Origin of the sequence: Rhodoferax sp. PAMC 29310, assembly GCF_017948265.1 — a bacterium.
Classification (GTDB): domain Bacteria; phylum Pseudomonadota; class Gammaproteobacteria; order Burkholderiales; family Burkholderiaceae_C; genus Rhodoferax.
On the sequence record NZ_CP072852.1, the window covers coordinates 370,703 to 396,414 of the forward strand.

General features: G+C 58.0%; 19 protein-coding genes and 6 pseudogenes. 16 read left to right on the forward strand and 9 right to left on the reverse strand.

The genetic code is table 11. From position 1 onward, the window contains the following. Window positions 1–17: 17 nt before the first annotated feature. The 6 genes and pseudogenes from folP to J8G15_RS01705 all read left to right on the forward strand — a co-directional run. Window positions 18–890, forward strand: coding sequence for a dihydropteroate synthase (folP, locus tag J8G15_RS01680; protein ID WP_210545591.1), 873 nt, complete (start codon window positions 18–20; stop codon window positions 888–890). Between the two features lie 34 nt (window positions 891–924). Next, window positions 925–2,283, forward strand: a complete 1,359-nt coding sequence (gene glmM, locus J8G15_RS01685) for a phosphoglucosamine mutase (RefSeq protein WP_210545592.1) — start codon at window positions 925–927, stop codon at window positions 2,281–2,283. Between the two features lie 16 nt (window positions 2,284–2,299). After that, window positions 2,300–2,839: a GNAT family N-acetyltransferase gene (locus J8G15_RS01690; RefSeq protein WP_210545595.1), complete on the forward strand. Its 540-nt coding sequence runs from the start codon at window positions 2,300–2,302 to the stop codon at window positions 2,837–2,839. A 171-nt stretch (window positions 2,840–3,010) separates the two neighbouring features. Next, window positions 3,011–3,637 carry a TetR/AcrR family transcriptional regulator gene (locus tag J8G15_RS01695; RefSeq protein ID WP_210545596.1) on the forward strand — a complete coding sequence of 209 codons (627 nt, stop codon included), beginning with the start codon at window positions 3,011–3,013 and terminating at the stop codon, window positions 3,635–3,637. Continuing rightward, window positions 3,634–4,824 (forward strand): efflux RND transporter periplasmic adaptor subunit, encoded by a 1,191-nt coding sequence (locus J8G15_RS01700; protein WP_210545598.1) that lies wholly within the window; start codon window positions 3,634–3,636, stop codon window positions 4,822–4,824. Before J8G15_RS01695 ends, J8G15_RS01700 begins: the two co-directional genes overlap by 4 nt. Further along, a pseudogene (locus J8G15_RS01705) lies at window positions 4,821–5,588 on the forward strand (ABC transporter permease); the annotation flags it as partial. The gene J8G15_RS01700 and the pseudogene J8G15_RS01705, both read left to right, overlap by 4 nt. 157 nt (window positions 5,589–5,745) lie before the next feature. On the opposite strand, the gene J8G15_RS01710 reads toward J8G15_RS01705, so the two are convergent. Beyond that, window positions 5,746–6,708 carry an IS5 family transposase gene (locus J8G15_RS01710; protein ID WP_210545600.1) on the reverse strand — a complete coding sequence of 321 codons (963 nt, stop codon included), beginning with the start codon at window positions 6,706–6,708 and terminating at the stop codon, window positions 5,746–5,748. Between the two features lie 65 nt (window positions 6,709–6,773). Here J8G15_RS01710 and J8G15_RS01715 point away from each other — a divergent pair. The 4 genes and pseudogenes from J8G15_RS01715 to J8G15_RS01730 all read left to right on the forward strand — a co-directional run. Further along, window positions 6,774–7,199 (forward strand): annotated as a pseudogene (locus tag J8G15_RS01715) (FtsX-like permease family protein); the annotation flags it as partial. Window positions 7,200–7,207: 8 nt separating this feature from the next. Further along, window positions 7,208–7,889, forward strand: a pseudogene (locus J8G15_RS01720) (ABC transporter ATP-binding protein). A 58-nt stretch (window positions 7,890–7,947) separates the two neighbouring features. Beyond that, window positions 7,948–8,331: a hypothetical protein gene (locus J8G15_RS01725; protein ID WP_210545602.1), complete on the forward strand. Its 384-nt coding sequence runs from the start codon at window positions 7,948–7,950 to the stop codon at window positions 8,329–8,331. A 27-nt stretch (window positions 8,332–8,358) separates the two neighbouring features. Beyond that, entirely contained in the window at window positions 8,359–8,691 is a 333-nt protein-coding gene (locus J8G15_RS01730) for a hypothetical protein (protein WP_210545604.1), read from the forward strand. Between the two features lie 202 nt (window positions 8,692–8,893). On the opposite strand, the gene J8G15_RS01735 is transcribed toward J8G15_RS01730, so the two are convergent. The 7 genes and pseudogenes from J8G15_RS01735 to gabT all read right to left on the reverse strand — a co-directional run bounded on the left by J8G15_RS01735 (window position 8,894) and on the right by gabT (window position 17,009). Further along, window positions 8,894–10,381, reverse strand: a complete 1,488-nt coding sequence (locus tag J8G15_RS01735) for an NAD-dependent succinate-semialdehyde dehydrogenase (RefSeq protein ID WP_304621862.1) — start codon at window positions 10,379–10,381, stop codon at window positions 8,894–8,896. Window positions 10,382–10,413: 32 nt separating this feature from the next. After that, entirely contained in the window at window positions 10,414–11,325 is a 912-nt protein-coding gene (gene speB, locus J8G15_RS01740) for an agmatinase (RefSeq protein WP_370627470.1), read from the reverse strand. A gap of 38 nt (window positions 11,326–11,363) precedes the next feature. Then, window positions 11,364–12,188, reverse strand: coding sequence for an ABC transporter permease (locus J8G15_RS01745; protein ID WP_210545607.1), 825 nt, complete (start codon window positions 12,186–12,188; stop codon window positions 11,364–11,366). Window positions 12,189–12,193: 5 nt separating this feature from the next. Beyond that, a complete protein-coding gene (locus J8G15_RS01750; protein WP_210545609.1) occupies window positions 12,194–13,435 on the reverse strand; it encodes an ABC transporter permease in 1,242 nt (413 codons plus the stop codon). Window positions 13,436–13,456: 21 nt separating this feature from the next. Further along, window positions 13,457–14,488 (reverse strand): annotated as a pseudogene (locus tag J8G15_RS01755) (ABC transporter substrate-binding protein). A 49-nt stretch (window positions 14,489–14,537) separates the two neighbouring features. Next, window positions 14,538–15,617: pseudogene (locus J8G15_RS01760) on the reverse strand (ABC transporter ATP-binding protein). Window positions 15,618–15,711: 94 nt separating this feature from the next. Next, window positions 15,712–17,009, reverse strand: a pseudogene (gene gabT, locus J8G15_RS01765) (4-aminobutyrate--2-oxoglutarate transaminase). Window positions 17,010–17,188: 179 nt separating this feature from the next. On the opposite strand from gabT, the gene J8G15_RS01770 reads away from it, so the two are divergent. From J8G15_RS01770 to J8G15_RS01790, 5 genes are all read left to right on the forward strand, one after another. Continuing rightward, complete coding sequence (locus J8G15_RS01770) at window positions 17,189–18,580, forward strand: PLP-dependent aminotransferase family protein (protein WP_210545611.1); 1,392 nt, start codon at window positions 17,189–17,191, stop codon at window positions 18,578–18,580. Window positions 18,581–18,651: 71 nt separating this feature from the next. After that, window positions 18,652–21,285 (forward strand): alanine--tRNA ligase, encoded by a 2,634-nt coding sequence (gene alaS, locus J8G15_RS01775; RefSeq protein ID WP_210545629.1) that lies wholly within the window; start codon window positions 18,652–18,654, stop codon window positions 21,283–21,285. Between the two features lie 345 nt (window positions 21,286–21,630). Continuing rightward, window positions 21,631–22,038 (forward strand): DUF3597 domain-containing protein, encoded by a 408-nt coding sequence (locus J8G15_RS01780; protein WP_210545631.1) that lies wholly within the window; start codon window positions 21,631–21,633, stop codon window positions 22,036–22,038. 159 nt (window positions 22,039–22,197) lie between these two features. After that, entirely contained in the window at window positions 22,198–22,749 is a 552-nt protein-coding gene (locus tag J8G15_RS01785) for a DedA family protein (protein WP_210545633.1), read from the forward strand. A 32-nt stretch (window positions 22,750–22,781) separates the two neighbouring features. Then, entirely contained in the window at window positions 22,782–23,774 is a 993-nt protein-coding gene (locus J8G15_RS01790; protein ID WP_210545635.1) for a transglycosylase SLT domain-containing protein, read from the forward strand. A 92-nt stretch (window positions 23,775–23,866) separates the two neighbouring features. Here the strand turns inward: J8G15_RS01790 and J8G15_RS01795 are convergent, their stop codons facing one another. Further along, window positions 23,867–24,373 carry an Rrf2 family transcriptional regulator gene (locus tag J8G15_RS01795; RefSeq protein WP_210545637.1) on the reverse strand — a complete coding sequence of 169 codons (507 nt, stop codon included), beginning with the start codon at window positions 24,371–24,373 and terminating at the stop codon, window positions 23,867–23,869. A 108-nt stretch (window positions 24,374–24,481) separates the two neighbouring features. Between J8G15_RS01795 and J8G15_RS01800 the strand changes: the two genes are divergently transcribed. Beyond that, a complete protein-coding gene (locus J8G15_RS01800; protein ID WP_210545639.1) occupies window positions 24,482–25,687 on the forward strand; it encodes an NnrS family protein in 1,206 nt (401 codons plus the stop codon). Window positions 25,688–25,712: the final 25 nt, after the last annotated feature.

Consider the following 25,712-nt stretch of genomic DNA (forward strand, 5'->3'; position numbering starts at 1 on the left):
CTTTTTGGAGTATCTCCGTGCAGTGGACAACTAGCAGATTCGCAATTGATTTGAGAACGCCGAAGATAATGGGCATTGTCAATGTCACCCCTGACTCCTTCTCGGACGGTGGGCAGTACGGCGCTACGTCTGCAGCTGTTCGGCATTGTGAGAAGCTGATTCAGGATGGTGCTGATATTTTGGATATTGGGGGCGAGTCGACTCGGCCCGGCGCGACACCCTTGTCCGTTGACGACGAACTCCATCGCTTGCTGCCTGTATTGCGCGAAGCGGTGAAGTTTGGTGTGCCGGTGTCGATTGACACGTATAAACCTCAGGTTATGCAAGTTGCCCTCGACGAGGGCGTGGACATCATCAACGATGTTTGGGCGCTAAGGTGGAGGCCGTCAAACCAAAAGACCGCTACCTTACGGGGGCCGGATGTAGTTGCTGCTCACCCTGCCTGTGGGATTTGTTTGATGCATATGCATCGCGAGCCTCTGAGCATGCAGGTGACGCCGATGGAGGGAGATGTGCCGAGTCAGGTGACGATTTTTCTCCAACACGCAGCGGTAGCGTTGCAGGCCTTGGGTGTCGTCAAATCTAGAATCGTCGTCGATCCGGGCATCGGGTTTGGAAAAACGGTGGCCCAGAATTTCGAGCTTCTCGCTCGTCAGAGAGAGGTTTTGACGTGCGGTTACCCTCTTGTCGCCGGTTGGTCCCGGAAGTCGTCCTTGGTGGCGTTGCTGGGGGACCTACCGGTGAATGACAATACAGCACAGGCGCATCCGCGCATGGTGGCCAGCGTTGCGGCGGCATTGCTGGCCGTGGAGCGCGGCGCCTCTGTGGTGCGTGTGCACGATGTGCGAGAAACAGCCCAGGCCTTGAAGGTGCTGCAAGCGATTCACTAGACTACAAATTTCGATAAGTTGAGGGAGAAACAATATGAACAGGAACTTCTTTGGAACCGACGGAATTCGTGGCACGGTCGGACAAGCCCCAATCACCCCAGATTTTGTGCTGCGATTGGCCCATGCCGTGGGTCGTGTGCTGAAACGAACTGAGGATCGCCCCACCGTTTTGATTGGCAAAGACACCCGAATTTCCGGCTACATGCTTGAGAGCGCGCTGGAGAGTGGCTTTAACTCGGCCGGTGTCGACGTGGTTTTGCTCGGGCCGTTGCCCACGCCGGGGGTGGCCTATTTGACGCGCGCACAACGTGCATCACTCGGTGTGGTGATCAGTGCGAGCCACAACGCTTTTGCCGACAACGGAATCAAATTCTTTAGCGCACAAGGCACCAAATTGTCAGATGCGTGGGAGTTGGATGTGGAGTCCGCGCTGGATGAGTTGCCCGTGTGGGCAGACTCCGCCACCTTAGGTAAAACTCGCCGGCTGGATGATGCCGCCGGCCGATATATTGAGTTCTGTAAAAGCACGTTTGCCAATGAACTGACCCTCAAGGGTTTGAAAATTGTGGTGGATGGTGCCCACGGCGCCGCCTACCAAGTGGCTCCCAAGGTATTTCATGAGTTAGGGGCTGAGGTCATTTCCATTGGGTGCCAGCCTGATGGGCTCAATATAAATCACAAGGTGGGAGCAACTCACCCTGAGGCCTTGGTGGCCGCGGTCTTGGAGCATGGTGCTCACTACGGCATTGCGCTGGATGGGGATGCGGATCGCTTGCAACTGGTTGACGCAGAGGGGCGATTGTTCAACGGCGACGAGATTCTCTATTTGATGGTCAAAGAGCGGCTGTCTCGTGGTGGCGTTTCAGCCAGCAAACGAGCGAGTGAGCACGTCCCAGGGGTGGTTGGGACCTTGATGACGAATATGGCGGTCGAATTGGCCTTGCGGGCCCAGGGTGTGGAACTGGTTCGCGCCAAAGTGGGTGACCGCTACGTGCTGGAAGAGTTGGAAAAGCGGGGGTGGCTCCTCGGTGGAGAAGGCTCTGGCCATTTGTTGGCGTTGGACAAGCACACCACGGGTGACGGCATCGTCTCCGCTCTGCAGGTGTTGCAGGCCTGTGTGCGCAGCGGCCAGACGCTGGCGCAATTGCTGTCAGACGTGACCTTGTTCCCGCAAACGTTGATCAATGTTCGCCTTCAGCCCGGTCAAAACTGGCAGGCCAGCACTGACCTTGCAACTGAAACCCGCGCTGTGGAAATTGAACTGGGCGATACCGGGCGCTTGCTGATTCGGGCGAGTGGCACCGAGCCGCTGCTGCGCGTGATGGTAGAGGCGCGCGACCCCGAGCAAGCACGCCGATGTGCTCAGCGCATTGCAGACACGATCACCGCCTAACGCCACAGAGGTTGAAATGCCCCCTTCACTGACCGTTCGTGTGTGCCGTGCTGATTACGCCAACCCGGTGCATGCTGAGGCTTTGGTGAGTTTGCTGGATGCCTATGCCCGAGACCCCATGGGTGGAGGTGAGGCGTTGAGTGATTTTGCCAAAGTCAATTTGGTGCCCTCGCTTGCAGCACGACCGCAAGCCTTCAGCGTGCTGGCTTTTGCGTTGCTGGCCGCTGAATCCATTGAACAACCGGTGGGCTTGGTGAACTGCATTGAAGGGTTTTCGACCTTTTCCTGCCTGCCGCTGGTCAATGTGCATGACGTGGCGGTGTTGCCCGGCTATCGTGGGCACGGAGTGGGCGAGAAGATGCTGGTGCTGGCCGAAACCCTTGCGCGGGAGCGTGGCGCATGCAAGATGACCTTGGAGGTCTTGCAAGGCAATGCCAGCGCGGCGAGGCTTTACCGGCGCGTGGGTTTCGATAACTACCAACTTGACCCCGCCATGGGGCAGGCCCACTTCATGCAGAAATGGCTGGCGTCTACGGAATCGGCCAACCCATCTTGAGATTTTGGGGCGAGCCGTGCCGTGAGGATGCGGGAATCGCGGTACTTTTACTCCTAAAATGATAGCTACTTGCGCTTATTCAGGGCTCAGTTGACAGTTGTTTGACATCTAGGTTTAACGAATGCCATTTTGTTAACTAATATGGTAAGTAAGTAAGTAATTGCTTACCAAGTGAACCCATCCCAAACTTCAGACGTTGGCGCAACTCGCTTGCCCACAGAGGCTCGACAGGCTGAGATCATCGCTGCAGCGTTGCAGCTGGCGCAAGATCGCAGCCCGGGGGCGATCACTACCGCCGAACTCGCCGCTGCAGTCGGTTTGAGTCAGGGCGCGTTGTTCAAGCATTTCGACTCGAAAGACGCCGTCTGGCTTGCGGCCATGGGCTGGGTTAGCGAGCAATTATTGGCCCGGTTGACAAGGGCGGCACGAGAGGCCAATGGACCGTTAGACGCCTTGCAACGAGTTTTCGTCGCGCATGTGGCGTTTTGCATGCTTCACCCCGGTGTGCCACGTGTGGTTTTCCATGAGTTGCAGCGGCCCACGGATTCCGCCATCAAGCAGCGAGTCAGAGAAATGTTGCAGACCTATCGGCAGTTGTTGCTCGACCTCCTGCAGGCAGCCGTGGATGCCGGCGAGGCGCAGCCTGATCTGGACGCGCCCGCCGCAGCCACTTTATTTGTGGGTCTGATTCAGGGACTGGTCATGCAGTCCATGCTGAGTGGTCAGGTGGCGCACATGGCTTCGAGCGGCTCCGGTGTCTTTCAGCTCTTTTTGCGCGCTATCGCGCCGCCACTATGAAACTTGAACGACCAACCTTTAAGCTGATCTTGCTGGCTGTGGCGGGCATGGTGCTTGTCGGGGCCATGGTTCTTTTATTACGTACCTCCGGCCCGTTGGCGCCAGTCAACGTCACGGTGATCAAGGTGAAAAACGGTGTGGTCGCGCCCGCGCTGTTCGGCATTTGCGTGGTGGAGGCGCGGCGGAGTTATGCCGTTGGGCCCACAGCGCCTGGCCGGGTAAGTCGGGTTTTCGTGGATGTGGGCGATATCGTTAAAGCGGGGCAACTGTTGGCTGAAATGGACCCTGTGGACATGGATGCCCGTTTGATGGCGTTGGACGCCTCCTTGGCGCGCGGTAACAGCACTGTTGCTTCCACTCAAGCGCAGTCTTCCGACATGCTGGCCCGCGCTGAGTTGGCCAACAGCAACGCGCGTCGCTACCAAGACTTGGCTCGACAAGCCTTTGTTAGCCCTAGCGTCGCGCAGGCCAAGGACCAGGAGAGCGCCTCGGCACAGGCTGCCGTTCTGGCGGCAAGGGCGAATGTGAATGCCGCGCAGCAAGACTTGAAACGCTTGCAGGCCGAACGCGCTGGCCTGACGCAGCAACGGCACAACCTGCGCCTTCTGGCGAGTCAAGACGGTGTGGTTGTGTCCCGAGACGCCGAGGCCGGAAGCACCGTGGTGGCTGGTCAGTCGGTCTTCAAACTGGTGGATCCCGCCAGTTTGTGGGTGAAGTCGCGGTTTGATCAAGGGCGTTCTGCCGGCTTAGTACCTGGATTGGTGGCTGATATTGTCTTGCGTTCGCACCCCGGCACGACTCTACGGGGGCAGGTGGCGCGTGTCGAGTTGCAGAGTGACAGCGTCACCGAGGAACGCGTGGCCCAAATCTCTTTTGATGTCATCCCGCTTGGTGTGACCCTGGGCGAGTTGGCTGAAGTGACTCTCCAGTTACCCGCCAGCGCCCCCGCGCTGCTGGTGCCCAATGCGGCCATTCAACGCCAGAGTGGGACCGTTGGCGTCTGGGCGTTGGACGAGGATCGTTTGACGTGGCTGCCGGTGAGTGTGGGTCAACACAGTCTGGATGGACAGGTCCAGGTGTTGCAAGGTCTGGAGGAAGGGCAGGGCGTTGTGGTTTATAGCGCCAAGGCGCTGACGCAAAACACCCGGGTTAAAGTGGTCAGCAGCCTGGTGCCCAAGCAGCCATGATCAGCCTGGCCGGACGGGACATCCTGCACTCGTGGACAAAGTTTGTGTTCACGGGTATTGGCTTAGGCCTTCTGATTGGCGTCACGTTGACCATGGCTGGGGTGTACAGAGGCATGGTGGACGACGCCCGTGTGCTGCTGGCCAACAGCCGCGCCGACCTGTGGGTGGTGCAAAAAGACACGCAAGGGCCGTATGCCGAATCGTCGAGCCTGCGAGACGACGTGGCTCGCTCCGTGCTTGGCATGCCGGGTGTGGCGCAGGCTGCCAATGTGACTTACTTCACGATGCAGGTGCGTGCCGGTAGCGGTGATGTGCGGGCGATGGTGGTTGGTATTGAATCGGGCCAACCCGGCGAGCCGGGCTATTTGATTGCCGGCCGGCACTTGACCCGCAGTCACTATGAGGCCGTGGTGGACATCAAAACCGGGTTTGGCTTGGGCGACCTGATCAACATCCGCCGCCATGCCTACACCGTGGTGGGGCTCACTCAGCGCATGGTGTCTTCCGGCGGTGACCCCATGGTCTTTATTCCACTGGCTGACGCGCAAGAGGCCCAGTTTTTGAAAGACAACGACGCCATCGTGAATGATCGTGCCCGCAATGCGGCCAACCCCGCGTTGAGTCGACCCGGTGTGCCCGGCTTGTTGGAAGCGGTGCAAGCGGCCCAAAGCAGCAACCACAATGTCAACGCCGTGTTGGTGCAGGTGCGGCCTGGTTGGGGGGCGGAGCAAGTGGCCGAGCCGATTCGTCGCTGGAAGCACCTAGGGTCAGTCTGAATAACTCGCCGCGACATGGAGTAGCAGGTCGTTAATTTTCAAATGATGGAATTTCACGCACACGCTCCAGAAATCCCGTCGTTTTGAAGGCCCAAGAGGGCCTTCTTCACCCTTTGCAGGGCACTTGCCCCGCTTTCGGGCGCACTCATGCCTGCGCTCCCATCAGTTTGCTGCGCACCATCCATAGATTGGACAGGGCAAACAGCGTAACGATCTGGGCCGTGTTCTTCTTCAACCCACGGTAGCGAACCTTCACAAATCCGAACTGGCGCTTGATCACTCGAAAGGGGTGCTCAACTTTGGCGCGAATGCTGGCTTTGAGCTTCTCGGCTTGATCCACCAGCGCATCGGCTTCGTTGTTTTCTTTGTCCAGTGCTTTGCGCTTACCCGGGCGCATGGCCACATGCCAAATGACACCTGCTTTTGCATCCGGGCGTTTCTCAACGCCTTGGTAGCCGGCATCACCGAACGCCACAGTTTCCTGGCCGTGCAGCAAGGTGTTCGCCTCTGCGATGTCGCTGACGTGGCCCGAGGTGCAGCGCACCGTATGCACCAGGCCTGAGTCGGCATCGGCGCCGATATGGGCCTTCATGCCGAAATACCATTGATTGCCTTTTTTGCTGGAGTGCATGTCAGGGTCACGGGCTTTGTCTTTGTTCTTGGTGGATGGGGGCGCGGCAATCAAGGTGGCATCGACCACGGTGCCGGCTTTAAGCAGCAAGCCGCGTTCAATCAGGATGTCATTGACGGTGGCCAGGATTTCTTCTGCCAGCTTGTGTTTCTCTAGGCGGTGACGGAATCGCAGAATGGTGGATTCATCGGGCAGACGACCAAACTCTTCAAGCTGAGCAAACTCGCGGTACAGCGGGGTATCGAAGAAGGCCTCTTCCATGGCTAGATCTGAGAGCGTGAACCATTGCTGCATGAAGTGGATACGCAGCATGGTGTGAAGCGAGAACGGAGGCCTGCCGGTTCGACCTTCGGGGTAGTACGGCGCTATTACCTCCACCAGCGCCGCCCACGGAACGACTTGCTCCATCTGCTCCAAGAACACTTGCTTGCGGGTTTTCTTGATGCTGAGAATAAGATTCAGGGCGGCTTGTTTCATGGAAAAAATTCTCTCAACCGGGGCTTACGTCAAGCACACAGATGGGGGAGTTGTGCAGATTTTCCCTAGGTGTCTTTACCCGCGCGCAAATGGAAGAGATTTTGGTCGTCAAGCTGATCGCCAATTCGGCGAAGCAAATCGGCATGTTTTTGGTCATCCTCGCCATCGTCAGTGCGGCCATTGTGGCCTTCATCATCTACACCATGACGCTGGGCAAGCTGCGCGAAATCGCTGTGCTCAAACTGATTGGCACTCGCAACCGCACTATCGCTGGCATGATTTTGCAGCAGGCTTTGGGCCTGGGTGTGATTGGATTTGTGGTTGGCAAAGTCGCAGCAACCGTGTGGGCGCCCGCGTTCCCCAAGTACGTGTTGCTGGAAACGGGTGACGCGGTGACCGGATTTGTAGCCGTCATACTCATCTGCGCACTGGCCAGCACGCTGGCGATTCGGGCTGCGCTGCGGGTGGACCCCGCAGCGGCCATTGGTTAGGAAAACGCATGAGTGAACTCGGCATTCGCATCGAAGGTTTGAGCAAGCGCTATGGCGAGGGCGCTGCCGCTGTGGACGCGCTTAAGGACGTCAACATGAGCGTGGCGCCAGGCGAGGTGGTGGGCCTGATTGGCCCTTCTGGCTCGGGGAAAAGCACACTGTTGAAATGTCTGGGCGCCGTGATTGAGCCCACGGCGGGACGCATGATCCTGGGCAGCGAGACGATTTTTGACAACAGGTGGACCTTGTCTGACCTTCGCGCATTGCGCCGGGATCGCATCGGTTTTGTATTTCAGGCCCCGTACCTGATACCGTTTCTGGATGTGACGGACAACGTGGCGCTGTTGCCCATGCTGGCGGGGAAATCCAACGCCAAGTCCAGGGCACGCGCGCTTGAGTTGCTGACCGCGCTGGATGTGGCGCACCGGGCCAAAGCCAATCCTTCAGAACTCTCCGGGGGGGGAGCAACAGCGCGTCTCCATTGCCCGTGCCCTGGCCAATCAGCCGCCGGTAATTCTGGCCGACGAACCCACGGCCCCGCTGGACAGCGAACGCGCACTGGCTGTGATGCGCATCCTGAACCAGATGGCGCAACAGTTCCGCACCGCCATCATCGTGGTAACCCACGACGAAAAAATCATTCCTACCTTCAAACGCATTTATCACATTCGCGATGGCCGCACCTATTAAGAAGCGGGTGAGGGACGCTCGCTGTGAACGTGTCGATCAGTTCTCAAGGAGGACTGCGATGACTTCAAAACGCTCATTAACAATCCTGGCCGCGATCGCCTTTGTCTTCGGCTCGCTCACGGTATTCAGTGGTGGCCGGGCGCTCTTTGGTGACGAGGCCGCTCGCGCCAGCGTCGGAGAAGCGGTTGATTTCGTGTTGTGGTTCAATATCTTGGCCGGGTTTTTATACATCGGTGCTGGTGCCGCTTTTTTGAAGTCGTGGCGCTGTAGCCTGTGGCTGGCCGCCTTCATCGCCTTTAGTACCGCCGCCGTGGCAATGGCGTTTGGGGTTCATGTGGCCGGCGGTGGCGCCTATGAAGTGCGTACCGTTGGGGCGTTGGCGCTTCGCCTCACATTTTGGCTGATGGTCTTTGCGGCCGCGTGGCGGAAGCTCGGTCGGTAAAATGACCCTATCTCTCAGGAGAGACCTATGAACTGGCTCAAAAAACTACCCGGCTATCGACGTACACCCTATGGGAAAGAGTGGCGATTGCTGCGGATGATGCCGACAATCGCTTTGGCTGGCACCTTGATTCCTGGCCTCATGGCTTTGTTGGCCCGATTGTTGATGACTGGCGACAACGCTGCAGAGTTGGCCCGGCGAATTCAGCTTTTTGACTACGTGATGCTGGGGTTGCTCGCGCTCATCTGGACACTGGTTCTGGTGGTGACCATTGGTTGTGTCATTGTTTGGATCATGAAAGGCCCTGCCTATGTGGCCGACGGCTACGAGGTATCCCACAGCGATCACCCCAAACCCTGATCAAACTATCGAGCCGCAGCTTGGGGCGATCTGGTGGTGTCGCCAATCATCAGAGTAATTCGAGACATGAAAACAACGCCCAAGGATTTCAACCAGACTGCCACAACCTATCCGGAAACAGTTGCATCAACCCAACAGATGCAAACTTCGATCTCGCCGAGCAAGAATGGCTGGTGGCCCCCGGTGACTGACGGACGGCGACTTACTTCTGAATATCCCCAATACAAAGGTACTTGATCTCCACATAGTCATCCATGCCGTGGTGCGAGCCCTCACGCCCCAGACCGGACTGCTTGACCCCGCCAAACGGCACATGCTCGGTGGCCAGAATGCCCACGTTGATACCCACCATGCCGTACTCCAGTGCCTCACCCACCCTGTAAATACGGCCAATGTCACGGCTGTAGAAATAGCTGGCCAGCCCAAACTCGGTGTTGTTGGCCGCAGCCACCACCTCATCTTCAGTCTTGAACTTGAACACGGGCGCAAATGGACCAAAGGTCTCTTCAGTCGCACACAGCATGTCAGCCGTGGCATCAGCCACCAGGGTGGGCTCAAAGAACTGCCCCGCCAGGCGTTTGCCGCCCACCAGCACCCGCGCCCCTTTGGCCACCGCATCGTCCACATGGCGCTGCACCTTGGCCAGTGCGGCCTCTTCAATCAACGGCCCCTGGTTCACGCCCTCGTCAAAGCCATTGCCCACCTTCGCTGTTTTGACCTTGGCCGCAAACTTCTGCACAAACTCTTCGTACACCCCTTCCTGCACGTAGAAACGGTTGGAACACACACAGGTCTGACCCGCATTGCGGTACTTGCTGGCAAAGGCGCCTTCCACCGCGCTGTCAATGTCCGCATCATCAAACACGATGAACGGCGCATTGCCCCCCAGCTCCAAAGACATCTTCTTGATCGTCGGGGCCGACTGCGCCATCAGAATCCGACCCACCTCGGTGGAGCCCGTAAAACTGATGTGGCGCACCACATCACTGGCGCAAATCACCTTGCCCACGGCAATCGACTGATCCGCATCCGCTGTGATCATGTTCAGAACGCCAGCGGGAATCCCCGCCCGAAGCGCCAGCTCAGCTGCCGCCAAAGCTGTCAAAGGCGTCAACTCCGCTGGTTTGATCACCACCGTGCAACCGGCGGCAAGCGCAGGGGCCACCTTGCGGGTGATCATGGCAATGGGAAAGTTCCACGGCGTGATCGCCGCGCACACCCCAATGGGCTGCTTGATCACCATCAGGCGGCGGTTGTTGTCAAACTGGGGCAATGTCTCCCCATTGACCCGCTTGGCCTCTTCGGCAAACCACTCCACAAAGCTGGCGCCATAAGCCACTTCACCCTTGGCCTCAGGAAAAGGCTTGCCTTGCTCGGCCGTCATGATGCGGGCCAAGTCATCTTGATTGGCCATCAACAACTCAAACCACTTGCGCAGAATCAGACTGCGCTCCTTGGCCGTCTTGCTGCGCCAGGCCGGCCAGGCCGCATTGGCGGCAGCAATCGCCGCTTCAGCCTCGACTGGGCCCAGATTGGCCACATCGGCGAGTTTCTGACCGGTGGCGGGGTCGGTGACGTCAAAACGGGTGCTGCCAGCGAACCATTGGCCGTTGATCAGGGCGTCGGTTTTGAGCAGGCTGGGGTCTTTGAGTTGGGACAGGGGGGGGACATGGTCGTCTGCTCGAAATATTCGGGGATTGGGTGATCGTGGAGTGGAATTGCTTAACGACGATTTACGCCAGGCAAGATGCACAGCATTTCAAAAAGAAGATTTGCGCCCAAAAGCGCTGTATTGCCATTGGGGTCATACGGCGGAGACACTTCGACGAGGTCTGCGCCAACAATGTTCAGGCCAAAGCAGCCGCGAATAATCTCAATGGCTTGCGGTACGGTCAGTCCGCCAATCTCGGGCGTGCCAGTGCCGCCGGCAAAAGCGGGGTCAATCCCGTCAATGTCAAAGCTCAGGTAGCACGGGGTATCACCGATTTTTTCACGCACTTTGACCATAGTGGGTGCCAGTGATTGGTACCAGACCTCGTGGGCTGGAATGATCGTGAAACCCTGAGCACGGGGCCAGTCAAAGTCGTCAGAGGCATAGCCAGTGCCTCGTAAACCAATCTGGAACACCTTGTCACAGGCCAAAAGCTTTTCCTCAACGGCTCGACGAAAGGGGGTGCCATGGGCGATGGGTTCGCCAAACATGTCGTCATTGACGTCAGCGTGTGCGTCTACATGCACCATGGCTACCGACCCATACTTGGCAGCGATCGCTCTCAAAATGGGCAGTGCGATGGTGTGGTCCCCGCCCATGGTGAGCGGAGTGCATCCGGCGCGAAGCACTTCATCGTAAAAGTCAGTGATGATGGGCAGCGACTTTGCCAGTGAGTAGGTGTTGATGGCCACATCGCCCAAATCTGCCACTTGCAGTGTGTCAAACGGCGCCGCACCGGTTGCCATGTTGTAGGGCCGAATCAAAGCCGACTCCGCACGAATCTGGCGCGGACCAAACCGGGCGCCGGTCCGGTGAGACGTTCCGATGTCCAGCGGAACACCGATAAAAGCGGCATTCAAACAGACCGGACTGCTTGCGACCGGTAGACGCATCATGCTGGCAATGCCACCAAATCGTGGCATGGCGTTGCCTGATAAAGGTTGATTTTTTAGTGGTGCATTCAACGTCTTCTCCCTCGAATCCATTCCAGTGTCAGCATCAATAGTGTCGTGAAGATAATCAGCAAGGTGGCCACTGCTGCAATGGTGGGTGAGATGTTTTCCCGAATACCAGTGAACATCTGACGAGGTAGCGTGACTTGGCTGGGTCCTGCAATAAACAGCGTCACCACCACCTCATCAAATGAGGTGGCAAACGCGAACAATGCGCCGGAAATGACCCCTGGAGCAATGATGGGAAGCGTGACGCGAAAGAAGGTCGTGATGGGCGGCGCGCCCAAGCCCAGACTGGCGTGAACCAGGTTGTGGTTGAAGTTCTGCAAGGTAGCGATCACGGTGGTGAGCACAAATGGCGCCCCCAAAGCAGCATGCACCAGCACCAGTCCGAGGTAGGTGTCGGCCAGGCCAATTTGGACAAAAAATAGGTAAGTGCTGACACCCACCACCACGACGGGCACGACCATGGGTGCAATCAGCAGGCTCATCAATGCCCCTTTGCCAAAGAATTGCACTCTGGCCAAGCCGACAGCGGCGAGGGTGCCCAGAACGGTCGCCAGCAGCGTGGCCAATGGTGCGACGATGAAACTATTGCGGGTCGCTCGAATCCATTCTTCGGAGGTAAACAGATTCTCGTACCAACGCAATGACCAACCTGGCATCGGGTAGGACAGGAAGGTGCTTGAGCTGAATGACAGTGGAATGATGACCAGAATGGGCAACAGCAGGAACAGCAGCACACTCACGCAGAACACCCGCATGGCGTACCAGCCAATTTTGTCGCCCAGTGTGGCGTAGGCGGGAAAAATGGGGAGGGAAGGTAGTTGCATCAGGCTCATCCCATGCTCAGTTCAGACTTCACGACTTTGCGGTACAAGGCATACAGCACCAGTGTGGCCGACAACAGCACAGTCCCCAGGGCGCAGGCCATGCCCCAGTTGACGTTGACGTTGGTATAGCGGGCGATGTAGTAACTCAGCATTTGGTCGTCAGCGCCGCCCAGCAAAGCAGGCGTCACGTAATAGCCAATGCTCAAAATGAACACCAACAAACCACCGGCCCCAACGCCTGGATAGGTTTGCGGCACATAGACACGGAAAAAAGCAGCCAATGGCGAACTGCCCAGGGAAACGGCGGAACGCAAATAGGTCGAAGGCACGGACTTCATGACGCTGTACAGGGGAAGAATCATGAAGGGGAGCAGGATGTGAACCATGGCAATGATCACGCCCAAGCGATTGAACAAGAGGGGCAGCGGGGTGTCCACGATGCCCAGCCCAATGAGTGAACGGTTCACCAGCCCATTGGTCTGCAGCAACACAATCCATGACGCGGATCGGACCAAAACGGAGGTCCAGAACGGCACCAGCACCAGAATCATGAGCATGTTGGCTTTTCTGGCGGACAGGGTGGATAGCCAGTAAGCCAGCGGGTAGCCCAGCAAGAGAGCAAACAGCGTGACGATGGCACTCATTTCAAAAGTGCGAAGCAAAATCTTGCTGAAGGCGGCGGATTCTGCGTCTACCTTGACGATGTTGCCTTCGATGTCCCGGCGTAAATGCACTGAGGCCAGCAGGTAGTCGGGTGTCCATCTCGAACCATTTTTTGCGATAGCCTGCCAGGAGCCCAGTTCCGCCCAGCGCTCGTCCATGGACAGCAACTGTTCACGCACCTGGGCCGGATTCAAACCGGGTTCAAGCGGCATGGCCCGGTAGGTGCTCATGATCAAGGACCTGGCACCACTGATTTCGCTGTTCAGTCGCCTGGCCAGCGCGCCAGCATAGGCCAGTTCCTCGACAGCGCTCAGGTCCTGGGCCATGGCCATATAGGCCGCGTCAGGTGGTGCCGATTTGCGGTCCCAGGTGTCCAGCACCTGGACCGTGTTTCCCAGCACGCGGGCCACTTCCGGGTTCTCCACGGCGCGTACCAGCAGCGCGCCGATCGGAATCAGGAAGACCGCCAGCAGGAAGATCAACAGAGGAAGCGCCAGCGAAATCGCGAAAGCACGTTTTCGACGCTCGGCGCGCCGCAATTGCCGCGCCAAATCGCCGGGAACCAAAGTCATGGTCAGTGCCATCGCGATTACTCCTGGACTCTATTACTGGGCAGCCCAGGCGGCAAAACGCTTCTCAAGCGCTTCGCCTTGGTCGGCCCAGAAACTGACGTTGAACTGCAGAGCGGTTTTAGAGTTCTGTGCAGACGTTGGCAGCAAAGCCAGTGTTTTGGCATCCAATTTGGCGAGGGCCTTGGTGTTGGTTGGTCCGTAAGAGATGTTCTTGGCATACTCAGCTTGTGCATCCGCGCTGCTGGCCATGGCGATGTATTTCAGCGCCGCATCTTTGTTGGGAGAGCCTTTAGGGATTACCCAGAAATCCAGGTCGTAGATGCCGCCAGTCCATGTGATCTGGAGGTTCTTGCCCTCACGTTGTGCGGCGTCAATACGACCGTTGTAGGCGGTGGTCATGACCACGTCGCCAGCCACCAGGAACTGGGGCGGCTGGGCGCCAGCTTCCCACCACTGGATATTGGGTTTGAGTTCAGTCAGTTTCTGGAAGGCGCGTTCCGAGCCTTCTTTGGTTTTCAGGGTCTTGTAAATGTCTTGCACGGCCACGCCGTCAGCCATCAATGCAAACTCCAGGTTGTAGCGAGCGCCCTTGCGCATGGCACGCTTTCCAGGGAATTTCTTGACGTCCCAGAAGTCTGCCCAAGTCGTGGGTGCTGTTTTAAGCATGTCGGCGTTGTAAGCCATCACGGTAGACCACACAAAAGTGCCGACCCCACAAGCATGAACGGCCGCTGGCGTGAAGTCGGCTTTGTTGCCAATTTTGCTGAAGTCCAGCATCTCAAACAGGCCTTCGTCACAGCCACGCGTCACGTCGGGGGATTCCACCTCAACCACGTCCTAGCTGACCTTCTTGGACTCGACCATGGCTTTGATCTTGGCCTGTTCGCCGTTGTAGGCAACGCCGATGATTTTGTTGCCCGAGCTCTTCTCGTAAGGCCCGAAGTAGGCTTTTTTCTGTGCTTCGCCGTTGGCACCACCAAAGTTGACGACGGTCAACTCAGTCTGTGCATAGCTTGAAAACGAAGCAACAACCGCAATTGCGGCCACGATAGGTTTGATTTTCATGGACGGTATCCTTTGGGTTTGGGGGGGTAGCTGGAAAATTGCAGTCGAATCAAAGGTAGATTCGAAGATGCTCGGGGGGCATGTGCAGCCAGACGCTTTGGCCCGCCTGGGGAATGGCACTGCCGGAAAGGGGTACTTTGACGGTCGCATCTGCTTGGCCAGTCAGCGTGCAGCGCAGAACGCAGGTGGTCGCCAAAATAGATGACATCGGCAACTTGGGCGCGGATGCTGTTGGATTCTGGTTGCTGTCCTTCCATGTGAACCTGGATGCGTTCTGGCCTGGCACAGGCTTGCACCTGGCGGTCAGATGCAGCGCCATTGACGTTCCACTGAACAGCGTTCCACAAGGCAGTGCCACTTGGCATTGCGCGCCGCCGGCGGACTTGACCACGGCGTCGAACACCGTGTTGTCTCCCACAAATCCAGCCACAAACCGGTTGACCGGTGTTTCATACAACTGAGTAACGACGTCGATTTGCTGAATACCGCCGTCGTTGAACACCGCGACACGATCCGACATGGTGAGCGCTTCAGACTGATCGTGCGTCACGTAAATGAAGGTGAGCCCCAGTTGGCGGTGCAAGGCTTTGAGTTCAATCTGCATGTGTTCGCGCAACTGCTTGTCCACCGCGCCGAGAGGCTCGTCCATCAAGACCAGTTGGGGGTCAAACACCAGCGCCCGAGCCAGCGCAACGCGTTGCTGTTGACCGCCTGATAGTTGGCCCGGATAACGATCCCCCATGCCGCCCATCTGCACCATGTCCAGCGCGCGTTTGGCTTTGTCCTCGCGGTCCGACTTGCTGAGCTTTCTCACCGTCAGCGGGTACGCCACGTTGTCCGCCACGGTCATGTGGGGGAACAGGGCGTAGTTTTGGAACACCATGCCAAAGTTTCGCTTGTGGGGCGGCGTCTTTGTGATGGGTTTTCCATCCAGAAAAATTTCGCCGGCGGTGGGCGATTCAAACCCGGCCAGCATCATCAGCGTTGTTGTCTTCCCCGACCCCGATGGCCCCAGCAAAGAGAGGAATTCTCCCCCCTGGATTTCGAGGTTCAGGTCGCGAACGACCAGGTTCTTCCCGTCGTAGGTTTTTTGGACCCCCGCAAACTTCACAAGTGCATTGGTTGACATGTTTAAGAGATACCTTCGGGGGTTGGGGCGTGGAGCGCGGAACCGACTGAGTTGGGTGGTTCAGCGCCCTTCGAACGCGTTGAGGAAAACTGGCTTAAGCACTTTGGGCGGCAGTCAGTGATGCGCCGATGATGGCCAAACCTTCGTCCACGATGGCGTCGCTGGCGGTCAGCGGCACCAGGATTCGGATGACGTTGCCATAGGTGCCGCAGGACAGCAGAATCAAGCCGCGTTTGGTGGCCTCAGCGCAGATGCGCTTGGTCAGGTCTGCGTCGGGTTGTGCCACGTCGCCGCCTTTGCAGATCTCGACCGCCACCATCGACCCCAGGCCCCGGATATCGGCCATGCATTGGTTTTTGCTGGCCATGTCTTGAGGCTGGTGGTCAAACGTTGGCCCAGCACGCGGCTGCGCTCCAGCAGGTTTTCTTTCTGGAATACATCGAGTACGGCCAGGGCCGCCGCACACGCCACCGGGCTACCGGCATAAGTGCCTCCCAAGCCACCGGGGGCGGGTGCGTCCATGACTTCGGCGCGGCCCACCACGGCTGACAAGGGGAAACCACCGGCCAATGATTTGGCCATGGTGATCATGTCCGGTGCCACACCGCATTGCTCGATGGCAAACCAGGTGCCTGTGCGACCCGCACCCGTCTGGATTTCGTCTGCGATCATCAAAATGCCATGCTGGTCACACAGCGCACGCAGTCGCTGCATGAATTCGGGCGGTGCGACGTTGAAACCGCCTTCACCCTGGACCGGCTCGATGATGATGGCCGCCACGCGGCTGGCTTCAATGTCATTTTTGAAGATGGACTCCACCGATGCGATCGATTCGTCAATGCTCACGCCACGCAGCGTGTTGGGGAACTGGGCGTGGAAAATTTCGCCGGGGAAGGGGCCAAACCCAAGCTTGTAGGGTGCCACCTTGCCAGTGAGGCCCAGTGTGAGCAACGTACGGCCATGGTAGCCACTGGTGAAAGCGATGACGCCGGGGCGTTTGGTATGAGTACGTGCAATCTTGACGGCGTTTTCAACCGCTTCCGAACCGGTGGTCAGAAAGATGGTTTTCTTGGCGAAATCGCCCGGTGCTAGGGCGTTGATCCGTTCAGCCAACTTGACATACGGCTCATAGGCCAGAACCTGGAAGCAGGTGTGGGTGTAATTGTCCAGTTGCTTCTTGACCGCCTCAATGATGTCCGGGTGACAGTGCCCTGTGTTGAGCACCGCGATGCCGCCGGCAAAATCAACATAGCGCTTGCCTTCGACGTCCCAGACTTCGGCATTCTTGCCACGGGTAATGAACACTTCGTGGCTCTGGCCTACGCCACGGGGGATCGCTTCTCGACGGCGAGCCATCAGGGCCGCGTTATTCAGGTTGGGTTCGCGTAGCATGTTGATTCCTTGACTTTGGCGGGCTATCCGGCTGGAATTGCGCGCAGTGGTTGGTCGATCCATGGACTTTAGTGGCCGCATAATCAGATCGCCATGTACAGTTCTCCTTGGTTTGGAGTGCACTGTGTGGGTCGTCATTCCAGTACACATAAACCCTAGGTCAACGGGCTCCATTGCCAATGTTTTCACTCAATCCCCAGTCATCCGTCCCACTGGTTACCCAGATCGTCAAGGGTTTTCGCCAGATGGTGGATGCCGGAGAATTCCGCGCAGGCGCCAAATTACCCTCCATTCGCCAATTTGCCCACTCCCATGAGGTGAGCGTCTACACCGTCGTCGATGCCTATGACCGGCTGGTCGCGCTAGGTTATTTCCAGTCACAAGCCAATTCAGGTTTTTTTGTTCGCGCCCGTGCTGTGGCAAGTTCGACCTCGAACGGCGTGACCTCCCAGTGCAGCTTTGACTCCATGTGGTACCTGCGCCGTATTTTTGAGAATCGGTCCTTGCGCAGCAAACCGGGCTGCGGTTGGCTGCCCGGTGAGTGGTTGTTCACCGATGGGGTGCGCCGAGGCCTTCGCCAATTGGCGACGACGGAGCTTGATTTTGGTGGCTATGGTGAGCCCAAGGGTTACTTAGGCCTGCGTCACTTGGTGCGGGATGTACTTGCGTCACGCGAGATTCTGGTCAGCCCGGATCAGGTCTTGTTGACGCAGGGGGCCAGCCAGGCCATGGATTTGGCCGCCCGGCGACTGGTTCAAGCCGGCGATTCGGTTCTGGTGGACGAACCGGGTTACGCAAATCTGCTGTTTTCATTGCGATTTCTTGGTGCCAAGCTGGTCGGCGCTCCCCGCACCCCAACGGGTTATGACTTGGACGTGCTGGAGGCCCGCATCATTGAGCACCGCCCGAAGGTGTTTTTTACCCAACCGCGCTTGCAAAGCCCCACGGGCTCGAGTGCATCGCTGTCGCACTTGCATCGTATTGTTCAGCTGGCTGAAAAATACGACTTCATGGTGGTTGAGAACGACATTTATGCCGACCTTGACCCTGAATCCCGCCCGTCGCTGGCCACGCTGGACCAGTTGAAGCGGGTGATTCACATTGGCAGCTTTTCCAAAACAATTTCGCCCAACATCCGGGTTGGTTACGTGGCTGCGGCCCCGGATTTGCTGGAGGATCTCGCGCGGTTGAAGATGCTCTCCGGGCTGACCTCGTCGGAACTGACGGAGCGACTGGCTTATGGCGCCTTGATTGACGGGCGCTGGCGCAAGCACCTCAAAACCCTCAAGGAGCGGCTGGCAAAAGGTCAGCAGCACTTGTCTCACCTGCTGCTGGGGCTTGGGTTTGAGTTGTTCAACGAGTCCAAGGCGGGCATGTTTTTGTGGGTGCGTCACCCCTCGATCAGCAATTCAACCGAATTGGCCTACCGCGCGGCTGACCAGGACATTCTTTTGGGGCCCGGGCACTTGTTCTCGGTGGACCTGGAGCCCAGCCCCTGGCTGCGGTTCAACGTGGCCTGGGGGCATGATGTGGTGCTGCTGCACTTCTTGTCCTCTTTCAAAGCCCCCTAAAATCAATGTTTAGCGAGGTTTCACCTGCCAGAGCAGGTGATTCATGCCATTTTCTTAGATTGCCCCACACCATGACCACCACAGCTTCCCCGATGAGCGTTGCCGATATCCGCAAGATATTTCTCGACTTTTTTGAATCCAAGGGTCACGCCGTGGTGGCCTCCAGCCCGCTCGTGCCGGGCAATGACCCGACGCTGATGTTCACCAACTCGGGCATGGTGCAGTTCAAAGACGTGTTTTTGGGCTCGGACAAGCGCTCTTATGTGCGCGCCGCCTCAGTTCAGGCCTGCCTGCGCGCGGGTGGTAAACACAACGATCTGGAAAACGTGGGCTACACCGCGCGTCACCACACCTTTTTCGAGATGCTGGGCAACTGGAGCTTTGGCGACTATTTCAAGCGTGAGTCGCTTACCTGGGGTTGGGAGCTGCTGACCAAGGTCTATGGTCTGCCGCCTGAAAAACTCCTGGTCACGGTCTATATCGACGACCAGGAAGCCTATGACATCTGGCACAAAGAGATAGGTCTGCCCGCAGACCGCATCATCCGGATTGGCGACAACAAGGGTAAAAAATACGCATCAGACAACTTCTGGATGATGGCCGACACCGGCCCTTGCGGCCCTTGCTCGGAGATTTTTTACGACCACGGCGCCCATATTCCCGGCGGCCCTCCTGGTAGCCCCGATGAAGATGGCGATCGTTTTATTGAAATCTGGAACCACGTGTTCATGCAGTTCGACATGCAGCCCGATGGCAGCTTGGTCAAATTGCCCGCGCCTTGTGTGGACACCGGCATGGGCCTGGAGCGTCTGGCGGCTATTTTGCAGCACGTTCACAGCAACTACGAAATCGACATTTTCCAGGGCCTGATTGCCGCCGCTGGTCGCGAAACCGGTTGCGCTGACTTGGGCAACGCGTCTTTGAAAGTGATTGCCGACCACATTCGCGCCACCGTGTTTTTGGTGAGCGACGGTGTGAACCCGTCCAACGAAGGCCGGGGCTATGTGCAGCGCCGCATCATTCGCCGCGCCATTCGCCACGGCTACAAGCTGGGCCAGAAAAAACCTTTCTTCCACAAAATGGTGCCCGATCTGGTCGCGTTGATGGGCGCGGCCTACCCGAATATGGCCTCGCAGGCCGCGCGTATCACCGAGGTGCTGCGCCTGGAGGAAGAACGTTTCTACGAAACGTTGGAAGTGGGCATGCAAATTCTGGACGGCGCCCTTGAAGGTGGCGTGAAGGTGCTGCCCGGCGAGGTGGCATTCAAGTTGCACGACACGTTTGGCTTTCCGCTTGACTTGTCTGCCGACGTTTGCCGTGAGCGTGGTTTGTCGGTGGACGAGGCGGGATTCAAGGCAGCCATGGAGAAGCAAAAATCCCAGGGACGTGCCGCTGGCAAGTTCAAGATGGACAGGGCGCTTGAGTACACCGGTGATGGCAATGATTTTGTGGGCTACGACAGCTTGACCGAGAAAGCCGCCAAAGTCGTCGCGCTGTACGCCGGCAGCACACCAGTTCTGGAGCTTAAAGCTGGGCAGGATGGCGTCGTGGTGCTGGACACCACCCCGTTTTACAGCGAGAGCGGCGGCCAGGTGGGTGACCAAGGGCAACTCTCCGCATTGAACGTGTTGTTTGAAGTGGCCGACACGCAAAAAATCAAGGCGGACGTATTTGGCCACCACGGCACACTCACCACGGGCTCGCTCAAGGTGGGCGACGCCGTTTTGGCCCAAGTCAATGAAGCAGCCCGTGCCGCGACGGTGCGCAACCACAGCGCCACGCACTTGATGCACAAAGCCCTGCGAGAGGTGCTGGGTGATCACGTTCAGCAAAAAGGCAGCTTGGTGAACCCTGAGCGAACCCGTTTTGACTTTACCCACAACGCACCAGTGACCGATGCCCAGATTCGGGAAATTGAAACCCGGGTGAATGCCGAGGTGCTGGCCAACGCGCAGGCACAGTCCCGCGTGATGGACATTGAGTCGGCCCAGAAAACTGGCGCCATGATGCTGTTTGGCGAGAAATATGGCGAAACCGTGCGGGTGCTCGACATTGGCTCCAGCCGCGAACTCTGCGGTGGCACCCATGTGCTGCGCACGGGAGACATCGGCCTGTTCTCCATCACGGCCGAAGGCGGCGTGGCCTCTGGCGTGCGCCGTATTGAAGCCGTGACTGGCCTGAACGCGTTGGCCTATGTGCAAAACATGGAAGCCACTTTGGGCGGCGTGGCCGGCACATTGAAGGTGACACCAGGCGAGGTGGCCGCCCGCGTGGTGGTCATGCAGGAACAAGTGCGTGATCTGGAAAAAGAGTTGGCCGCGCTCAAGGGTAAGTTGGCTTCCGCCCAAGGTGACGAGTTGTTGACTCAATCGGTGGTCGTGAACGGGGTCAAAGTGCTGGCGGTAAGGCTGGACGGCGCAGACACCAAAACCCTGCGCGACACCATGGACAAGCTCAAGGACAAGCTCAAAACTGCCGTCATCGTGCTGGCGGTGGTGGACGGTGAAAAGGTGCAATTGGCGGTCGGTGTCACGCCAGACAGCGTTGGCAAGGTGAAGGCCGGCGAACTGGTCAACTTCCTGGCGGCACAAGTGGGCGGCAAGGGCGGCGGCAAGCCTGACATGGCCATGGCCGGTGGCACGGAGCCCGCCAAGCTGGATGCGGCCTTGGCCAGCGTGTTGGCCTGGGTCACGCCCAAGTTGTAATTTGCTTCTGAATTGATAGCTACCTCCGCCGGATTGGCGGGCGGTAGCGTCACTTTTTCTCTATATTTCCCTGGATTCTTTCGGTTGGTGTTCACGGCAATCGACTGCCGCAGGCGGCACCCCGGTGCAGACCTGCGCGTTCACCGCGCCCGAAAATCCTGAAAAAAGCAATGCCGTCACACATTGCTACTTTTACTTTGATCTTTTGACATCGCCGGGACAAGCACGACCGTTAAGATGGTTTGGACCACCTGTAGTGGGTGAGTTGATTAACAGTGGAGGTCGGCATGACCGTGATTCATCAACGGAAAACCTTTGACCCCCTCATACCCGATAGGACATGACATGAGCATTTTGGGATCCATTCTTTCGAAACTCGGCTTTGGCGACGACAAAAAAGACATCGTTGCGGCAGCTCCTGCTGCTCCCGCCCCGACCGAAGTGACATCTGCACCGGTAGCTGCTCCAGCAGCGCCTGCGGTTGCTGCTATCAATGAAGTCGATGTTGTTGCCAAACTGGCCGCCCTGGCGGCTGCCAGCGCAGAGAAGCTGAACTGGAAGGTCTCCATTGTTGACCTGATGAAACTGCTGGGGCAGGACAGCAGCTTGGGTGCACGCAAGACCTTGACCGCTGAATTGAACTTCCCGGCCGACAAGATGGGCGACTCCGCTCAGATGAACATGTGGTTGCACAAAACTGTGTTGCAGAAGCTGGCTCAAAACGGTGGCAACATTCCGGCTGATTTGCTGTAAAACAGACAGTAGGGCGGCGCGCCACGGCCTGGCCCGTTGGGCATGGCCTTGTCGCCCAATGGCCACCTTGAAGCGTTAAAAACTGCCTGTGGCATTTGGCACCCCTTTGGGGTGAAAAGATCAACTTCCAACTCAGCGCGATATGTCGCGTTGCACAGCATGAACTTGGGTGCCTTGATTGAAAGCCATGGCTACTTGGTGCTGGCCATCGGCAGCCTGCTGGAAGGCGAAACCCTGTTGGCTCTGGCGGGCTTTGCGGCTCATCGAGGCTATCTCAACCCAGGTGCCGTGCTGGCCATTGCGGCCACGGCGGGCTTTGTTGGAGATCAGTTCTACTTTTGGCTGGGTCGGCGGCATGGTCCGGCTATCCTGTCTCGCTGGCCCTCGCTGGCGGATCAATCGGATCGAGTGGATCGCCTGCTCGCTCGCTACCACGCGGGTCTGATTGTCGGCATTCGATTCGCTTATGGGTTGCGTGTGGCCGGCCCGGTACTCATGGGGGCGTCCACGCTGTCGGCCACCCGATTTGCCTTGTTCAATGCGCTGGGAGCGGTATTGTGGGCTGTTGTCGTGGGCGGTATCGGGTGGGTCTTTGGCCAGGCAGCCGAGCAGTTGTTGGGTGACCTGCGTCATCTTGAACTTTGGCTCTTGGGTGGTTTGGCCGTTCTGGGGCTGGTCATTTGGCTGGTCCGGCGGCGCCGCGCCCCTTGATTCGTGTACCCTGAGCGCCCCTCAACGCTTCAATGATTGGCGATCTCTTGCTGTTTCATACCCCACGATCTCGCTGCAATAGGCCAACTGGCCCAGCGGCGCCGGGGACGACGCTCGGACGGGTTCTGCAAATCTTGCTGGCCGGACTTCTTTGGATGGGGCTCACCGGCCATGCGGCGGTTGTGGATGAGCGTGCGGCGTGGTCGATGGCGCCGCCCGCCATTCGGGCGCTGCTAGAGCAAGCCCAGGCCGACGAAGACAGTGCGGATGAACAGCAAGGCCCGTGGTTGGCCGCCAAGCGTTATTGCGAGGCGTCCCGCCTTGGCAGCACGGAGGCTCAGTACCGCCTGGGCATGTTGTATGCCTTTGGACGCGGTGTGCCGGAAAGTCGCGAGTTGGCGGCGTCCTTGTTCTCCGTGGCGGCGTTGCAGGGTCATGCTGAAGCCCGAAATATGCTGGACACCATTCGCTTGAGCAGCACGGCCCTGCCTGAGTGTGTGTTGCAGGCCGTTGCGCCGGCCAAGGGAGAAGGGCTGCAGGCTGTCTCTCAAGCCGATGCCAAGCTGGATCGACTCCTCAAGCGGCTGCCCAAAAACAAGCGCTGGGTGATTGAGTTGGTGGGCACCCAAGCCCGATGGAACTCAGTTGATCCACGGTTGATTTTGAGCATCATTGCGGCCGAATCCAACTTCCAATTTGATGCGACCTCGCCCAAATCGGCGATGGGCTTGATGCAATTGATTCCGGAAACCGCTGAGCGCTTCAATGTGAGCAATGCCTACAACGCCACCCAAAACATCAAGGCGGGGTTGCGATACGTGCAGTGGCTGCTGTCTTATTTTCAGGGGGATGTCCGCCTGGCCTTGGCCGCGTATAACTCAGGTGAGGGCACGGTGGACCGCTACGGCGGCGTACCTCCCTACAAGGAAACCCAGCAGTATGTGAAGCGCATCATGGCGCTGTATGGGCGATCGATGCACCCGTTCAATGATGTGGCGGGCCGAATCTCACCTGTGGCCCGCTAGTGGGTGACTATCCAAGCTCACATTACGCCGCTATTGAAATAGTAGCTGTCTACGACCGTTAATCAAGGGCTAAAGGCGTATTCGTCAATTATTCAGCTTGCTTTGCTCTTGGGCGGCATTTTGATGGAAACGGTCTTGCGAATGGCCGTCAGTGGTACCCGTGTGACAGTGTCGGTAGCCAGCTTGGATACGCCGGGCAGTGGGGTGGTGATGTCAGCCAGAGTCACCTTGTCCAGCTCGGCCAGGTAGCTTTGCAGGGCGGTTTTAAACACGTGCTTGAGCCGACACTGGGCCGTGAGTGTGCAGGAGTTGTGGTTCACATCAAAGCATTCGACCATTCTGAAGTCCGTCTCGCTGGCGCGCACCACATCACCAATGCAGATGTCGGCCGGTTTTTTTTGCAACTTCAGACCACCACCACGCCCGCGCGTGGTGAGTAAAACGCCCTGGTTGGCCAGGTCGTTGACGATTTTCATCAAGTGGTTCTTCGAGATGCCGTGGCTTTCCGCCAGTTCCACGATGGTGACGGAGCGATCTGGGTTGAGCGCGCAGAACATCAACACCCGCAAGGTGTAGTCTGTGTAGTCCGTCAGTCGCATGGCTTGCTCCTTCTTTATTGATCTGCCTCATTTTAGGGTGTCTTGAATTTAAGATGTATTTAAAATACATTTATTAAAATTCATGGAGCGTTTCATCGTCCTTGCATCATGAAAACTGAAACTCTGCCGATCTTTGATCCCAAGAAGTCCGCCGCGGCGCAACCGAAAGGCTGGCCCGTGTTTCGCTTGGGTTTTCGGCCTTTCTACATTGGCGGAGCGTTTTTGACTGCCCTGATTGTGCCGCTGTGGGTGGCCATGTTTCTCGGTCTGACGTCTTTCACGCCTGCGGTGTCTCCCCTGCTTTGGCACGCCCATGAGATGTTGTTTGGCTTTGCGGTGGCCATCATCGTCGGATTTTTGCTCACCGCCGTCAAAGCCTGGACTGGTCTGGCCACGCCGCGAGGCGCTGCCTTGGCTGCCATGGCCGCCTTGTGGTCGGCCGCTCGAATCGCAGCGCTGACGGGGCCTTATGCCTGGTACGCCGTGCTGGACGTGGCCTTGCTGCCCTTGGTGGCACTGGTGTTGATTCGTTTGATTCTGAAGTCCAAAAACCACCGCAATCTTTTGCTGGGTTTGATTCTGTCGTTGTTGGCGCTGGCCAACCTTGCTTTCCATTTGGCTGTGATGGGTGTGCTGGATGTGCCTGCCATGACACCGCTGTATGCAGGGCTGGCTTTGATTGTGATGATCGAGACGGTGATTGCGGGTCGGGTAATTCCTGCGTTCACCATGAGCGCCACGCCTGGTTTGAAGCTGGTGGCCAGCGTCTGGTTGGAGCGTGCGACTCTGGCCAGCACTGCATTGTCACTGGCCCTGTGGGTGTTCCTGCCACCCAGTATGTTGGGCGCATTCGTTTTGGCTACGGCGGCAATCTTGCATGTGAAGCGCTGGCTCGGCTGGCGAACCATGCTGACGCGCAATCGCCCCATTTTGTGGGTGCTGCATGTGGCCTATTCCTGGATTCCGGTGGGGCTGGCCCTGCTGGCCTTGACGCAGCTGGGCTGGGTCAGCGCGTCAGCCGGCGTGCATGCGCTGGGCGTGGGGGCGACAGGCGGACTCATCATTGGCATGCTGACCCGCACGGCCCGGGGTCATACGGGACGAGCGTTGACGGTGACCCCGGCCGAGGTGATGGCTTATGGCTTGGTGTTCTCGGCGGCGGTGTTACGCGCTTTTGTGTTGCTGGTGGCCCCCGGGTGGTTGGCGGCGTCGCTGGTGGTGGCCGGTGGGGCGTGGGCGGCGGCCTTTGTCATCTACCTCTGGATTTACACCGCCTGGCTGGTGCAAACTCGTACGGATGGCAAAGATGGTTAAGCACCTCAACACGCATAGTTAAAAA